This window comes from Kytococcus schroeteri, assembly GCF_002847825.1.
GTDB classification, from domain to species: domain Bacteria; phylum Actinomycetota; class Actinomycetes; order Actinomycetales; family Dermatophilaceae; genus Kytococcus; species Kytococcus schroeteri.
In genome coordinates this window covers 54,311-68,479 of the sequence record NZ_PKIZ01000010.1, presented here as the reverse complement: position 1 = coordinate 68,479, position 14,169 = coordinate 54,311, and the positions used below count along the sequence as shown (strand labels likewise).

Sequence of the window (14,169 nt, the reverse complement as noted above, 5' to 3'; positions counted from 1 at the left end):
CCCCGCCGATCTCGGCCACCAGGGCCACCCGCTGGTCCTGGTCCACCTGGGTGAAGCGGTCCAGGTCGCGGGCCGAGAGCTCGGGGATGGTGGCGAAGAAGCGCAGGTAGCGCGAGCGCTCGGACTGGCGCCGGTGGAACGCGGCCACGGCCTCCCGGTCCCCCGGGCTGATGGGCCGCAGGTGGGCCACGGCGCCGTCACGCAGCACCACGTCCGTCACCCACGTGGCGGCACGGTCCGCCCTGATCTGCTCGGTGGTGGGGGCGACCTCGTCCATGGCCCCAGTGTGGCAGGCGCCCTCCGGGCGGCCGCCACCGCTCCGGACACCCCGGCCCCTGTCATGTGACGCCGGTCACCTGGCGGGTAGGTTGCCCCCATGAGCACTCCCACCGACACCTTCCGGGACGCCCGCGACGCCGTCCTGGCCCTGCACGACGCCGACGACGCGGCCGTGGACGCCTTTGCCGCGCCCCGTTTCACCGAGATCAACTGGGGCCTTCACCACATCGATGCCGTGGCCGCCGGACCCCGCGCCGACGAGCCGGCCCTGCGCATCGTGGACGTGGTGAAGGACGGCACCCGCACCCACCAGCTCACCTGGGCGGAGGTCTCCCGCACCTCCTCGCAGATGGCCAGCTGGCTGCGCGAGGTGGGCGTGGCCCAGGGCGACCGCGTGCTGGTGATGCTGGGCAACCAGACCGAGCTGTGGCAGGTGATGGTGGGCTGCATCAAGCTGGGCGCCCAGGTCATCCCGGCCACCACGCTGCTCACCCCCGAGGACCTCACCGACCGCGTGGCCCGCGGGAAGGTCAAGCACGTCATCACCACCGCCGGCGAGGCACACACCTTCGCCAAGGTGGACGGCGACTTCCAGCGCATCGCCGTCTGCGGCGAGGGCGACACGCCCGAGGGCTGGCTGCGCCTGGAGGACTTCCACGCCGCGAGCGCCGACTTCACCCCCGACGCGCCCACCATGGCCGACGACACGATGCTGCTGTACTTCACCTCCGGCACCACGAGCGCGCCCAAGCTCGTGGAGCACACCCACTCCAGCTACACGGTGGGCGCCCTGTCCACGATGTTCTGGGTGGGCCTGCGCCCCGGCGACGTGCACGTGAACATCTCCTCCCCCGGCTGGGCCAAGCACGCGTGGAGCTCGCTGTTCACCCCGTGGACCGCCGAGGCCACGATCCTCGTGGTCAACCAGCCGCGCTTCGACGCGAAGGCCCTGCTGGAGGTGCTGGCCGCCGAGGGCGCCACCACCTTCTGCGCCCCGCCCACGGTGTACCGCATGCTCATCCAGCAGGACCTCGCCGCCTGGCGCGAGAAGCTGGCCCTGCGCGAGATGGTGGGTGCCGGTGAGCCGCTCAACCCCGAGGTGATCCGCGCCGTGGAGAAGGGCCTGGGCATCACCATCCGCGACGGCTTCGGCCAGACCGAGACCACCGCGCAGATCGGCAACGCGCCGGGTCGCCCGCTCAAGCCGGGTTCCATGGGCCGCCCCCTGCCGGGCTACGACGTGGTGCTGCTCGACCAGGCCACCGGGGCCGAGGTGACCACCCCCGGCGAGGAGGGCGAGCTGTGCCTGCGCCTCGACGGCCCCAAGGGACGCCCCATCGGGCTGATGGTGGGCTACCACGGCGACGAGCAGAAGACCGCTGACGCGATGCGCGACGGGGCGTACCACACCGGTGACGTGGCGGTGCGCGACGAGGACGGCTACATCACCTACGTGGGCCGCGCCGACGACGTGTTCAAGGCCAGCGACTACCGCATCAGCCCGTTCGAGGTGGAGTCCGTGCTCATCGAGCACGAGCTGGTGGCCGAGGCGGCCGTGGTGCCCTCGCCGGACCCGACCCGCCTGTCGGTGCCCAAGGCCTACGTGGTGCTGGTCGAGGGCACCGAGCCGAGTCGCGAGATCGCCGAGTCGATCCTCGCCTACTGCCGCGCCAACCTGGCTCCGTACAAGCGCGTCCGCCGCCTGGAGTTCGGCGAGCTGCCGAAGACCGTCTCCGGCAAGATCCGCCGGGTGGAGCTCAAGGCACGGGAGAACGAGTTCCACCCCGTGGGCGACGACCCCGCCGAGCGCGCCAGCGAGTGGGAGTTCTGGGAGAGCGACTTCCCCGACCTCAAGGGCTGAGCAGGAGGCCGGTGACACCGACGGATGGGCTCCATGCGAGAATGCTTTCAATAACACTTCTCACAAGGAGCCCTTCGTCGTGTCCCTGCACCGCCGCCCCCACGCAGCTGGTCTGACCGCGCTCACCATCCTGTGCCTGACCGGCTCGATGGTGTCGCTGTCGCCCGCCGGCGCCGCCCCCACCGTCCCGCCGACCGCGCAGGACGACAGCCCCCCAAGCACCACCGCCCTGGAGGAGCTCACCACGCTCCCCCCGCAGCAGACGCCGGCTGACCGCAGCTGGTCCGACGGCCTGTACGTGGTGGTGACCGCCGACGAGCCGATCGCCACCTACACCGGGGGCGTGAAGGGCCTGTCCGCCACCGCTGGGAAGGCCGGGGACGCCCGCCCGTCAGCCGTGCGCGCCTATGCCCAGCACCTGACCAGCCAGCAGGACGCGGTGCTCTCTCGCGTGGACGCACCCCGCCCGGTGGAGCGCTACACCCACGCCCTCTCCGGGGTTGCCGTGGAGCTCACCGCGGAGCAGGCCCGGAAGCTGTCCGCCGACCCGCGCGTGCTGTCGGTGACCGAGAACCGTCTGGAGACCCTCCACACCGACCAGTCCCCCGAGATGCTGGGACTCACGGGCCCCGACGGCGTGTGGAAGCACGCCGGCGACACCCAGGGCCAGGGCGTCGTCGTCGGCGTGATCGACTCCGGCATCAACCCGGCCAACCCCTCCTTCGACGACGCCGGCATGACCGCGCCGCCGGCCGACTGGCGCGGAGCGTGCAAGAGCGAGACCCCCGCCGACTTCCCCGAGAGCACGTGCGACAACAAGATCATCGGTGCCAAGGTCTTCCGTGAGGGCCTGGGCGAGCACAAGCTCGCCGACCACGAGTCCCACTCGCCGCTGGACGTCCACGGCCACGGCTCGCACACCGCCAGCACCGCCACCGGTGCCGCCGGCACCAAGGTGTCGGTCAACGGCCTGCCGTCCGGCCCCATCTCCGGCATGGCACCGAAGGCGCACGTGGCGGCCTACAAGGCCTGCTGGGAGCTCGCCGAAGGCCGAGGTGTTTGTCCGACCGTGGACACCACCGCGGCCATCGACGCCGCCGTGGCCGACGGGGTCGACATCATCAACTACTCGATCTCCGGCACCGACCGCGACCTGCGCGACCCGGTCGAGGTGGCCTTCATGAACGCCGCCGCCAGCGGCGTGTTCGTCGCGGCCTCGTCGGGCAACGACGGCCCCAAGGAGGCCACCACCAACCACCCCTCCCCGTGGGTGACCACCGTGGCCGCCGGTGCACACGCCGAGCACCGCAAGACGCTGGTCACCGGCGACGGCCAGCGCTACGAAGGGTCCTCCATGACACCGCCCCTGCCGCAGGAGGCCCCGCTGGTGCTCGCCGACGAGGTGGCCCCCGAGAACGCCTCGCCCAGCACCGAGTGCCGCGCCGGCACGCTGGACCCGGCCAAGGTCAAGGGCACGATCGTGGTGTGCGACCGCAGCGAGGCCAACCCGATGGATCAGTCCCGGGCGGTGAAGGACGCCGGTGGCGTGGGCATGGTGCTGGTCAACACCGAGCCCGGGGACACCCTTACCCACGACCACTGGGTGCCCACCGTGCACCTGGACTCCTCCGCGCGCAAGGGCCTGCGGGCCTACGCCGGCGGCTCCGGGGCCACGGCCTCGCTGGTGGACGAGCACGGGGACTCCTCCACCGTGCCCAGTCTGGCCGACTTCTCCTCCCGCGGCCCGACGAACGCTGCGCAGGGCAATCTGCTCAAGCCCGACCTCACGGCCCCGGGTGTGGACGTCCTGGCCGCCTGGTCCTCCGCGGAGCGTGGCCGCCCCGTGGCCAGGCACGTCTCGGGCACGTCCATGTCCGCACCGCACGTGGCCGGCCTGGCCGCCCTGGTCAAGCAGGCCCACCCGGACTGGTCCCCGATGGCGATCAAGTCGGCCATGATGACCACCTCGCGGAAGATGACCGGCCCGGACGACAACCACCCCTTCGGGGGCGGCGCCGGCTTCGTCGAGCCGCGGGCCTTCCTGGACCCCGGTCTCGTCGTGGACTCCGACGCCTCGGACTGGGAGCGCCTCCTGGCCGGACAGGGTGCGCGGATGGGCCAGGACGTCGACCCCATCAAGCCGTGGCAGCTGAACACCCCGTCCATCGCGGTCGGCGGCCTCCTCGGCGAGCAGACCGTCACCCGCACGGTCACCAACACCACCGGCAGGACCACCACCTGGACCCCGAAGGTGTCCGGCCTGGACGGCGTGGAGACGTCCGTCTCCCCCCAGCGTCTCACTCTGGCCCCCGGTGAGTCCGGCACCGTGACCTTGACCTTCACCGACACCGGCATGCCGGCCCAGCAGTGGGTCACCGGCCGACTCGACCTGACCGCCAGCGGGGTGAACCCCTTCCACCTGCCCATCGCGCTGCGCTCCGAGGCGGTGCAGATGCCCAGTCATGTGCTGGGTCACGCCGGTCAGTCGACCGTGCCGGTGGAGCTGCGTTCCTCGCGCAAGCGCGACGTGGCCCTGCGGACCCACGGGATGGTCCCGGGACGTGAGTGGCGCGGCACCGTGCGCCAGGACAAGGGTGAGGAGTGGACGGGTCGCGAGAAGGAGGCCTACCGCGTGCCCTTCGAGGCGAAGATCGGTGACGTGTTCTGGGCCGAGATCGAGTCCGACGACCCGAACGTGAACCTGGACCTGACCATCACCTGGAAGGAGTTCCCCGGGTACCCGCTGGACCGCGGGCGCACCCCCGCCGCCAACGAGCGCCTCATCGTGCCGAGCATCGGCACCGACGCGGACTTCGAGCTGCACGTGACCGGTACCGACCTCAAGGGCAAGGAGTCCACCGACTTCACCCTGCGGCTGTTCGTCCTGTCGCCCGACGCGGCCGACGCGGGCAACCTCGCCTTCAAGAGCCCGGTGCACCTGCCCCGCATCGCGCCGCACACCGCCGAGGGCGCGGTGTCCGTCGACGACCCCACCAAGGCCTGGCTGGGGATGGTCGAGATGGAGCCGGCCGAGGGCGGTGAGCCGCTGGCCCGCACACTGGTGCACCTGGACCCCTCGAAGGCGGAGAAGGTCTCCCGCGTGGGCGGCGCCAACCGTTACGCCACCGCAGCCCGCCTGGCCCGCAGCATGAAGGGCGACCACGACACGGTGTACGTGGCCTCCGGCCAGGACCACCCTGACGCCCTGGCCGGCGCATCGGTGGCCTCCAGCAAGAATGCTCCGCTGCTACTCACCCGTCGCGACCGTCTGCCGGCCGAGACCCGCGAGGCACTGGCCCAGATCGGCCCCCGCAAGGTGGTCATCCTGGGCGGCGAGAAGGCCGTGAGCCGTGAGGTGGCCGGCCAGTTGGCGGCCGGTGGCAGGACGGTCGAGCGCGTCGCCGGCGCCAACCGCTACGCGACCGCGGCCCGTCTCACTGCCGGGCACGACGCCCCGGTGGACACCGTGTACCTCGCCTCCGGTCAGGACTACCCCGACGCCCTCACCGGTGCTGCCGTGGCCGGTGCCCAGGACGCGCCGCTGCTGCTCACCCGGGGCGACCGCCTGCCCACCGAGACCCGCAAGGCACTTCAGCGGATGCGTCCCGACCGGGTCGTCATCCTCGGTGGTCGCCAGGTGGTGAAGGGCTCGGTCTTCGCCGAGGCGGGCGAGTATGCCGACGCGGTGCGCCGCATCGGCGGCGCCGACCGCTACGAGACGGCCGATTTGGTGGCACGGTCGGTCAAGAAGGACCCCTACCAGGTGTTCGTCGCCTCCGGTGAGAACTACCCCGACGCCCTGACCGCCGCCGCCGTGGCCGGCACGCAGGACACCGCCGTGCTGCTGACGCGCAGTGACCGTCTGCCCGAGCCGACCTCGCGGGCCGTCACCCGCCTCTCGCCGTGGGTCTCCACGGTGGTCGGTGGCGCCACGGCCGTGGGCGACAAGGTCGTCCAGGCCCTGCGCGGCATCACCCGCCGCTGAGCCGATCCACTCCGGCGCCCGCCCCCGTCTTCCGGTGGTCCAGCAGACCACCGGAAGACGGGGGCGGCCTCGTGCCCGGGGCAGTGCGTGCCGGTCCCCCGGCGCGGCGGGCGGATGACGCATCATGTGGCCCGTGCCCAAGAAGTCCGACAAGCCCGCAGAGCCCACCCAGGTGGCCGACACGGTCATCGACATCGACGTCGCCGAGGAGATGAGCTCGGCCTTCCTCGAGTACGCCTACTCCGTCATCTACAGCCGCGCGCTGCCGGACGCGCGCGACGGCCTCAAGCCGGTGCAGCGCCGCATCCTCTTCGGCATGGACGAGCTCGGCCTGCGCCCGGACCGCGGCTACGTCAAGTCCTCCCGCGTCGTCGGCGAGGTGATGGGCAAGTACCACCCGCACGGCGACCAGGCCATCTACGACGCCCTCGTGCGCCTGGCCCAGCCGTTCACGATGCGCCTTCCCCTGGTGGACGGGCACGGCAACTTCGGCTCCCTGGACGACGGACCGGCCGCCAGCCGCTACACCGAGGCCCGCATGGCCCCGGCCGCACTCACCATGACGGCCACGCTGGACGAGGACACCGTGGACATGGTGCCCAACTACGACGACCAGCTCCTGCAGCCCGAGGTGCTGCCCGCGGCCTACCCCAACCTGCTGGTCAACGGGGCGTCGGGCATCGCGGTGGGCATGGCCACCAACATCGCCCCGCACAACCTGCGCGAGGTGGTGGCCGCCGCCCGCCACCTCCTGGACAACCCCGCCGCCACGGTGGAGGACCTCATGCGCTTCGTGCCCGGCCCGGACCTGCCCGGCGGCGGCCGCATCGTGGGGCTCGACGGCATCCGCGACGCCTACCGCACCGGCCGCGGCTCGTTCCGCACCCGGGCCAAGGCCACCATCGAGAACGTCACCCCGCGCCGCAAGGGCATCGTGGTCACCGAGCTGCCCTACCTGGTGGGGCCGGAGAAGGTCATCGCCAAGCTCAAGACGCAGGTGCAGGCCAAGAAGCTGCAGGGCATCGCCGACGTCAAGGACCTCACCGACCGCCACAACGGCCTGCAGCTGGTCATCGAGGTGAAGAACGGCTTCAACCCCGAGGCCGTGCTGGCGCAGCTGTACAAGCAGACGCCGATGGAGGAGTCCTTCGGCATCAACACCGTGGCGCTCGTGGACGGCCAGCCGCGCACCCTGGGGCTCAAGGAGGCCCTGCAGGTGTACGTGGACTTCCGGTGCGAGGTGGTACGGCGGCGCACCGCGTTCCGCCTGGGGAAGCGGCGCGACCGGCTGCACCTGGTGGAGGGGCTGCTGCTGGCCATCCTCGACATCGACGAGGTCATCCAGCTCGTCCGCTCCTCGGACGACGCCGCCGAGGCCCGCACGCGGCTCATGGAGGTCTTCGACCTCTCCGAGGCGCAGGCCTCCTACATCCTGGAGCTGCAGCTGCGGCGCCTGACGAAGTTCTCCCGCATCGAGCTGGAGACCGAGCGCGACGAGCTGCAGGCCGCCATCGCCGAGCTGGAGGCGATCCTGGCCGACGAGGCGCGCCTGCGCGGTGTGGTGAGCGACGAGCTGGCCGCCGTGGCCGCCGAGCACGGCACCCCGCGCCGCACCGTGCTGCTGGAGAGCGAGGCCGCCGCCGCGATGGTGCCCGCCGCCCCGCTGGAGGTGGCCGACGACCCCGTGACCGTGGCGCTCTCGGCCACCGGACTCATCGCCCGCGTGCCCCGCGAGGAGGACACCAGCGGCGCGCTGGTGCGCACCGACGTGCGCCCCGCCGACGCACCCCGGGTGGACCACGACGCCATCGCCTCGGTGGTGGCCGCCACCGCCCGTGGCCAGGTGGGCCTGGTGACCTCTGCCGGGCGCCTGGTGCGGCTGTCGGTGGTGGACCTGCCCGCCCTGCCGGCCGCCGGCTCGCTGGGGCTCACCGGTGGGGCTCCGGTGGCGGCCTTCGTGGACCTGGCCGGCGGCGAGCGCCCGCTGGCCCTGGTGCGCACCGACGACGTGGAGGGCACCGCCGGGCTGGCGCTGGGCACCGCCCGGGGCGTGGTCAAGCGGGTGCGCCCGGAGTACCCGGCGAGCAAGGACGCGATGGAGGTCATCAGCCTGGCCGAGGGCGACGAGCTGGTGGGCGCCGCCGAACTGTCCGACGGCAGCGAGGAGCTCGTGTTCGTCACCGACGCCGCCGCGCTGCTGCGCTACCCGGCCTCGCTGGTGCGCCCGCAGGGGCTGTCCGGAGGCGGTGTGGCCGGCATCAAGGTGCCCGAGGGCGGGCGCGTGGTGGCCTTCGCCGCGGTGCGGACGGGCGGCGAGGGTGAGACCGACGCCCCTGCCCCCGTGGTGGTCACCGTCGCCGGGTCGGCCGGGGCGCTGCCCGGCTCCGGCGGGTCGGTGAAGGTGACGCCGCTGGAGGCCTACCCGGGCAAGGGCCGGGCCACCGCGGGCGTGCGCTGCCACCGCTTCCTCAAGGGTGAGGACGCGCTCGTGCTGGCCTGGGTGGGCGCCGACCCGCGGGCGGTGGACGCGGGGGGCTCGGCGGTGGCCCTGCCGGAGCCCACCGACCGCCGCGACGGCTCGGGCACGCCCGCCCCGGCGGCGATCCTCGGCATCGGCTGAGGCGTCAGACGACGCACCCACGCCTCGAGAACCAAGGACTTGACCCTCCCCCCCGATGGTTCCATGATGTGGGTCGCACCGGGCGGCCGGAAAAGGGGAAAAACCATGCACCGCACTCGCATTCGACCACTGGCAGCCGCTGCACTGGCGGTCGTCGCCGCTGTGTCCGCGACGTCCGCCTACGCCGGTACGAGTTACCGGTCGTACAGCACCACGGTCGGCAAGTTCAACGGCAAGGCGTACACCGCCTCCCAGACCAAGAGCATCAACAGTCGTGCCGGTGATCTCACGTCACAGTCCGTGGGGGGCAACTACAAGGTGGATGCCCGGATGCTCCCCGGCGGCACCGGGGTCTCCGGTGTGACCGACAACCAGGAGTACAAGCTGAACAACTCGATCGGCTCCGGTGCCTCCACGCGTGTGGAGTTCAACAACGGTGTCTTCACGCGGGTGGACGTCCAGGTCAGCGGCACGTGGCGCAGCAACTGAGCACTGTGGCGAGGGGTGCCAGCGTCCGGCTGGTGCCCCTCGCTGTTGCCCTGCTCGTCCTCACCCTGGGCGGCCTCACGAGCTGGTTCGGCACTCAGGGAACGGCCTATGTGAGCCCGTTCCACAGTTATCTCGCCGCCTCCAGCGGACCCGTGGGACTCACACTGCCACTGGCCCTGGCACTCGTCGCCGGCTGGCACCTGCGGTCCTGCCTGACCGACGGGTTCCTCGAGGCGACCCGGACGCGTGCCCCTGTGACCGTCACCCTCCGTCGGCTCTGCTGGCCATGGGCGGTCGTCGCCGGCCTCGCCGCTGCGCTGCTGCCCGTGGTCTACGGACTGGTGACCCTGGAGTTGCTCCCGAGCACGGGCTTCCAGTACTACCCGGACGCCTACCACGTGGCCGAGCAGCACGTGGCGGACTGGAACGCCGATGCGGTGGCCGGCGGCGCCCTGACCCGTCGGACCCCATGGGCCTACGTTGCCGCCCACAGCGCATGGCTCGGCCTCTGGGGGCTGGTGCTCGCCGCGGCCACCCAGGCACTCCTGCTCCTGGTGAGGCGCCATGCGCTGGCGTTTTTCCTCCCCCTCGCGGGTGTCACCGTCGTCTCCGTGGTGCTCGCACTCGCCAAGCTGGAGACCTTCACCCCCACGGCCTCGCAGTTCCCACCCACCTTGGATGTCTTCCCGCTCTGGCACGCTGTGCCCTCGCTGGCCCTGGCCACGGGAGTGACGGCGCTCCTGTGGATGTGCGTGCTGGTGCGGCTGCCTGAACTCCCCCGGTGAGTACCGTGCTCCGACCGAGGACGCTCGGGATACTCGTCGTCGGTGTCGTCTGCGGCTGCCTCTACGGGCTCCACGCCCGCTCGGCCGCCGCGCCCACCGTTGCAGATCACCTCTGGATGCGGCTGACCGACCCCCGGCCCTGGGTGTCCGTGATCCTGCCGGCAAGTCTCGTGGTGGCCGTCTCCGACGGTGTCTGGCACGGCTCCCCGGCCGCGCGCATGCGGCACGGTACCGACCGCTCCCTCACGCGGGCGCTGTTCCTCGATGCCCTCACAGCCTCGTGTGCAGCTCTCGGCGGGTACCTCCTGGGGGCCGCAGCCAGCGCCACCGGCCTGCCGTGGGAGAGCCTGCCCCAGGCGGCACCGACCCTGGCGGCCTGTCTCATGACACTCGCTGCCGCGACGACGCTGCTGAGCACGGCCGTTGCAGGAGCCGCCGCGTGGCGTGCGGCGGCAGGCTGGGCGCTCTGCTGTGCCGTGGTGCTCTGGGCCGTCTGCCAGATCGGCCTGGGCATCCCCGCCCTGGGAGTGGGCCCCGTCGACCTGGCCCTGCCGGGCCCCGAGGCAGGCAGGGTGCGGTCCCTCGCCTCGCTGCTTGCCTGCGCGGCCCTGGCAGTGGCAGTGCAGCGGGGCCCCCTTCGACCCACCTCCGCCTTCTGGACCACCACGGCCGCTGCTGGGCTGTGGACCCTGGCAGCGCCCGCGCTCCAGGGCAACGGGTGGCACTCCTCGGGAGAGGTCCTTCTCCTCACCTGGTGGGGGCACGGCGGCGGGGCGTTCGATGCCCAGGTCTTCACGGTGCACTGGATGGTCACCAACCTCCCGGTGCTCATGGCCCTCCTGGCCCTCGACACCCCTGCCCTGCGCTCAGCGCCCCTGCGTGTCCTCGCCCATGGAAGGACCTGGCCCGTTCTGAAGCCCTCCGTCACGGCCCCTGCCGTTGCCGTGGTCGGCGCAACGGCGTGCACCACCGTGATCGCCACGGTCATGACCGGAGAGCAGCTCTCGTCGTCGCTCCTGCTCGGTGGCCACCTCCTTCTCGGGTGGCTCCTGCACGTGCTCGTCTGGGGCACGCTCACCGTCTCGGTCACGTGGGTCGCCGGTGACCAGAACTGGGGGCTGATAGTCCTCAGCAGCACGCTGCTCCTCGCCCCCCTCGCACCGTGGGAGTCCTCGCACCTCCCGCTCGGCCTCACCGCGCTGGCCCAGGACGCGGGAGCCTCTCCAGCCTGGCTGTGGCTCGCCGCTCCCGTGGCAGCGCTCGCCCTGACCATCCGATGTTCACCACTGCCCCGACAAGGACGTGACCTCTGACATGCACGCCATCTCCGCCCTTGGGCTCTCGAAGGCCTTCCGCGGCACCCCTGTTCTGCGAGACGTCGACCTCACTGTCGAGCACGGTGAGTCCATCGGCCTCAGCGGCCCCAACGGCTCCGGCAAGTCCGTGCTCTTCAAGTTGCTCGTAGGGTTCATGCGACCTGACGCCGGAGAAGTGACCATCGACCCAGCCCTCATGGGGCCCGGACGCAAGTACCCGGAGTCCTTCGGCGTCATGATCAATTCCCCCGGGTTCCTCGGCCATCTGAGTGCCGCGGACAACCTGCGCGAGCTGGCGCACATCCGCAGGGTCGCGGATGAGGCCCGCGTCCGAGAAACCCTCGAGGCCGTGGGGCTGGACCCCACGTCATCGACCAAGGCGAAGAACTTCTCCCTCGGGATGAAGCAGAAGCTGGGCATCGCCCAAGCAATCCTCGAACGACCGCGCGTGCTGCTGCTGGACGAACCCTTCAACGCACTCGACCAGTCGAGTGCCGAGCGCATCACCGGCCTCCTGAGGGACTTCTCCTCGGATGGTGGCACGTTGCTCATGACCAGCCATCGTTCGGAGGACCTCGAGGCCCTCACCCAACGGCGTCTGCGCATCGACGACGCACGGGTGGTCGAGGCCTGAATGACCGAACCCGGCATCGGCTGAGGTTCGACCGCCGGCGCGGCGGGACCCCCGTACCCGGTGTGACCGGGGTCACCCATAGCATCTGGGTGCCCTGTCCCCTCGCCTGGAGGTCCACCCGTGTCCAGCCCCGCGTCCACGGCCACCACCCGCCCCAGCCCGGACCGCCGCCGCGGCCAGGGGGTGATGGGGCCGATCAACCACCTGGTGGAGCGGTTCATCCCCTCCTCGCTGGTGTTCGCCATCGTGCTGACGCTCGTGGTGATGGTCGCCGCGCTGGCGCTCACCGACGCCGGCCCCCGCGAGGTGGTCACGGCCTGGGGTGACGGACTGGCCGGGCTGCTGGCGTTCATCACCCAGATGGCGCTGGTGCTCATGCTCGGCCACGTGCTGGCCCACACCGGCCCGGTGCGCACCCTGCTCACCGGCCTGGCCCGCGTGCCCCGTGGCCGCGTCATGCCCTACGTCTTCGTGGCCCTGGTGACCTGTCTGGCCACCCTCGTCACGTGGGGGCTGGGCCTGGTGGTCGGCGCCCTGCTGGCCAAGGAGGTGGCCGCCCAGGCCCGGCTGCGCGGCGAGAAGGTGCACTTCCCGCTGCTCGTGGCCACCGGCTACACCGGCATGAGCATCTGGCACATGGGCTACTCCGGCTCGGCGCCGCTCACGGCCGCCACCGAAGGCTCCTTCGTGGCCCAGCAGGTGGGCCACACCATCCCCATCACGCAGACCACCTTCAGCTGGTGGAACCTCACCGCGGCCGCGGTGGCGTTGCTGGTCATCCTCGCCACCGTGGCGCTCATGGCCCCGAAGTCCGGTGCGGACGTGGTGGAGATGCCCGAGCACCAGCTGGAGACCGCCCGGCCGGAGTGGACGGTGGAGACCCCGGCCGACGCGGTGGACGCCTCCCGGGTGACCACCACCGTGCTCGGCCTGCTGGTGGTGGCCTACCTGGGCCTGCACTTCGCCGACGGCGGCACGCTCACCCTGGACGTCGTCAACTGGAGCTTCCTGGGCCTGGTGCTGCTGCTGGTGCGCAATCCCTTCGAGCTGGTGGAGCTGGTCAAGGACGCCGCCTCCAACGTGGGCGAGATCCTGCTGCAGTTCCCGCTCTACGCCGGGATCATGGGCATCATGGCCGGCACCGGCCTCATCGCCGTGCTCTCGGACGCGGTGGTCGACACCTCCACGCCGCAGACCTTCGGGCTGCTGGCCTTCCTCTCGGCCGGCCTGGTGAACTTCTTCGTGCCGTCGGGCGGCGGGCAGATCGCCGTGCAGGGGCCGATCCTGCTCGATGCCGCCGAGCGCCTCGGCGTGGACCCGGCGGTGGCGATCATGGCCGTCTCCTACGGCGACCAGTGGACCAACATGGTGCAGCCCTTCTGGGCCCTGCCGCTGCTGGCCATCGCCGGCCTCCGCATCCGCGACGTGCTGGGCTACACCACGATGATCCTGGTCACCGTGGGCGTGGTCCTGGCCGCCACGATGCTGCTCGTGGGCACCGGGGCGTGACCCCACCACGCACGAGGGGTCCGGGCGCCTGCCCGGGCCCCTCGTGCGTGCCTCACACCTTGGCGGCGCGCCACCCGGCCTTGATCGCCTCGGCGGCGGAGCAGAACCACCGCTCCCCCTTGGCCGGCGAGATCTTGGTCTGCGTGTAGTGCCGCTGGCCCGGGGAGTGGAAGATCTTCTCCCCACTGCTGGAGATGTTGCCCTTGATGCGGCACGCGCCACCACCGGGCTCGGCCGGCGCCGGCGGGGTGTCCACCAGGCGGGCCGGCGGCGCGGTGGTGGCCGGAGCCGGGGCGGGCGTCGGGGTCGGGGCAGGGGCGGGGGCCGGAGCGGGGGCGGTGCAGCCGCTGCGCCCCCAGATGCCGAGCCGCTCGGCCTTGGCCGCCCGCTCGGCCGCCAGGTGGGCCGCACGGTTCTGGTACGGCTCGTCGTACAGGTACTCCGGAGCCAGGCCCTGGCGGATCATGCGCACGGCAGCGGAGTCTCCCCCGGCCATGCGGACGTGCCGCACCAGGCGTCCGTACCGGTCCCGGTTGTCCTGGGTGGGGTCGCGCTCCCGGGTGACGGTGGTGCCGGCGACCAGGTTCCGCAGGCCGGCGGACGCCTCGCGGAAGCCGCATTCGCCGATCTCCGGGGTGTCCAGGCCGATGACGCGCACCCGCTCCACCCCGGAGGCCAGACGCACGTCGAG

At 71.9% G+C, this 14,169-nt stretch carries 9 protein-coding genes and 1 pseudogene; 8 read left to right on the top strand and 2 right to left on the bottom strand.

The window, feature by feature from the left end; all coding sequences use genetic code 11:
- A pseudogene (locus CYJ76_RS06490) lies at positions 1-277 on the bottom strand (bifunctional acetate--CoA ligase family protein/GNAT family N-acetyltransferase); the annotation flags it as partial.
- Positions 278-376: 99 nt separating this feature from the next.
- Here CYJ76_RS06490 and CYJ76_RS06485 point away from each other — a divergent pair.
- From CYJ76_RS06485 to CYJ76_RS06450, 8 genes are all read left to right on the top strand, one after another.
- Positions 377-2,140 (top strand): AMP-binding protein, encoded by a 1,764-nt coding sequence (locus CYJ76_RS06485; RefSeq protein WP_101849589.1) that lies wholly within the window; start codon positions 377-379, stop codon positions 2,138-2,140.
- Positions 2,141-2,219: 79 nt separating this feature from the next.
- Entirely contained in the window at positions 2,220-6,125 is a 3,906-nt protein-coding gene (locus CYJ76_RS06480) for a cell wall-binding repeat-containing protein (RefSeq protein WP_101849588.1), read from the top strand.
- 211 nt (positions 6,126-6,336) lie between these two features.
- Positions 6,337-8,745: a DNA gyrase/topoisomerase IV subunit A gene (locus CYJ76_RS06475; RefSeq protein WP_238138173.1), complete on the top strand. Its 2,409-nt coding sequence runs from the start codon at positions 6,337-6,339 to the stop codon at positions 8,743-8,745.
- A 162-nt stretch (positions 8,746-8,907) separates the two neighbouring features.
- Positions 8,908-9,234 (top strand): hypothetical protein, encoded by a 327-nt coding sequence (locus CYJ76_RS06470; protein ID WP_237769682.1) that lies wholly within the window; start codon positions 8,908-8,910, stop codon positions 9,232-9,234.
- 32 nt (positions 9,235-9,266) lie between these two features.
- Entirely contained in the window at positions 9,267-10,019 is a 753-nt protein-coding gene (locus CYJ76_RS06465) for a hypothetical protein (protein WP_141761908.1), read from the top strand.
- Complete coding sequence (locus CYJ76_RS06460; protein WP_144043047.1) at positions 10,016-11,332, top strand: hypothetical protein; 1,317 nt, start codon at positions 10,016-10,018, stop codon at positions 11,330-11,332. The genes CYJ76_RS06465 and CYJ76_RS06460 overlap by 4 nt, the downstream gene beginning before the upstream one ends.
- A gap of 1 nt (position 11,333) precedes the next feature.
- On the top strand, positions 11,334-11,969 hold the full coding sequence (locus CYJ76_RS06455; RefSeq protein WP_070703274.1) for an ABC transporter ATP-binding protein: 636 nt from the start codon (positions 11,334-11,336) through the stop codon (positions 11,967-11,969).
- A 186-nt stretch (positions 11,970-12,155) separates the two neighbouring features.
- On the top strand, positions 12,156-13,478 hold the full coding sequence (locus CYJ76_RS06450; protein ID WP_101849609.1) for a short-chain fatty acid transporter: 1,323 nt from the start codon (positions 12,156-12,158) through the stop codon (positions 13,476-13,478).
- A 52-nt stretch (positions 13,479-13,530) separates the two neighbouring features.
- On the opposite strand, the gene CYJ76_RS06445 is transcribed toward CYJ76_RS06450, so the two are convergent.
- Positions 13,531-14,163: a thermonuclease family protein gene (locus CYJ76_RS06445; protein ID WP_101849608.1), complete on the bottom strand. Its 633-nt coding sequence runs from the start codon at positions 14,161-14,163 to the stop codon at positions 13,531-13,533.
- Between the last annotated feature and the right edge of the window lie 6 nt (positions 14,164-14,169).